The sequence below is a fragment of the Arthrobacter sp. Bz4 genome, from assembly GCF_003075455.1.
In the GTDB taxonomy this organism is placed as follows: Bacteria; Actinomycetota; Actinomycetes; order Actinomycetales; family Micrococcaceae; genus Arthrobacter_D.
Genome location: NZ_QDAE01000064.1, coordinates 1 through 1458 on the forward strand (window position 1 = coordinate 1; position 1458 = coordinate 1458).

Sequence of the window (1458 nt, forward strand, 5' to 3'; positions counted from 1 at the left end):
GGGGGGTGTCCCTATGCTTTTGGTCAAGCGGCTTTCGGGGTTTTGGTCTCGTAGAGTGTTTTGGTTTTGAGCATGGCGTAGATGACGTCGCAGCGGCGGCGGGCGAGGCAGATGATGGCGGCGTTGTGCTTCTTGCCTTGGCCGCGTTTCTTCTCGTAGTAGGCCTTCGATAGCGGGTCGTGGCAGCTGGCGATCCAGGCGGATCTGAAGAGCGCGTTCTTGAGTTGTTTGTTCCCGGAGCGTGCTGGGTATTCGCCGCGGATTGAGGTCCCGGATCGGCGGGTGACTGGCGCGATGCCCGCGTAGGCGGCTAGATGGCCGGCCGTGGTGAAGGTGCTGGCATCGCCGATGGTCAGGAGTATCGTCGCTGCCGTCTTGATGCCGACTCCTGGCATGGACATCAAGACGATGGAAAGAGGGAAGTCGTCCAGGAGTTTCTCGACCTCAGCGGCGACGGTGGCACGCTGGTGTTTGAGCTCTTTGATCTGTGCAGCGACGCGTGGGATGACCAGTTCCACGGCCTCGGTGCCGATCACGGTAACCGTTTGTTCCCCGAGGGCGGTGAAGATTTCATCGACAAGTTTGGTGGGGTCTTTGCGGGCGTGGTTCCTCGCCCAGCGCAGCACGTTTCCGCGCCCGGCCGCGCGCAGACCGGTCGGCCCGGCGTATTTGATCAATAGGTCGAGCGCGAGCGTGCGGGTAAGGATGGTGCCGACGAAGACCCGTTCCAGGGACGGAAAGATCTGCAACAGCAACGACCTCAGCCGGTTGATCGCCCTGGTGCATTCATGGGTCAGGTCCGCGTCGAAACCGGAGAGAACTTTCAACGCGGCGAGCACTTCACTGTCTCGGTCTACCGCCCGCAAGGTGTGGGGCATGGTCCGTGCCGTGTCCGCGATGATGAACGCATCCCGAGCATCGGTCTTCGACCGTCCCGGGTAGAGGTCCGCGGCTTTCCGCATGGCCAGTCCCGGCAGGTACGCGACCTCGCAGCCGCAATCCCTGGCTACCGCGATCGGCAGCGCCCCGATGGTGTTGGGCTGGTCCACGATCATCAACACCCGGCCATGCCGGCCAAGACCAGTGAACAGCTCCCGGAGCTGTGTCTCGTCCTGCGGCAACGGTTTATCGAAAAGCCGTTCACCACTCGGGGTGAGGGCTGTTGCGTGATGTTCGGACTTGCCGACATCGAGCCCGCAATACACATCAAAGTGTTCGGTCATGATGGCGCTCCTTTGCACCACTAGCTGGCCGCAGTCATGACACCTGTTCCTGGCACCCACGTTACGAAGAGACCTGAACCCAGACGGGTCCGGCCGCGTCCCTATCAGCAGTCAACAAGCGCCTCCGGACCTGGCGACAGCACCCCCCGGATCATCAATGACAGGGGCAGAAAGTCATACCAAGCCCAGCGACCAAGCCCCCGACCTTCGAGGACTCCAATAAATGTAACGGGGG

The 1458-nt window shown here is 61.8% G+C and carries 1 protein-coding gene; it reads right to left on the bottom strand.

Going from position 1 to position 1458, the window contains the following annotated elements; all coding sequences use genetic code 11:
• Nucleotides 1-23: 23 nt before the first annotated feature.
• Nucleotides 24-1223 (bottom strand): IS110 family transposase, encoded by a 1200-nt coding sequence (locus tag DDA93_RS16050; protein WP_116779316.1) that lies wholly within the window; start codon nt 1221-1223, stop codon nt 24-26.
• Between the last annotated feature and the right edge of the window lie 235 nt (nt 1224-1458).

Excerpts from the sequence above, each read along its gene's own strand:
- DDA93_RS16050 (WP_116779316.1), bottom strand. The coding sequence starts at position 1,223 with ATGACCGAACACTTTGATGTGTATTGCGGGCTCGATGTCGGCAAGTCC.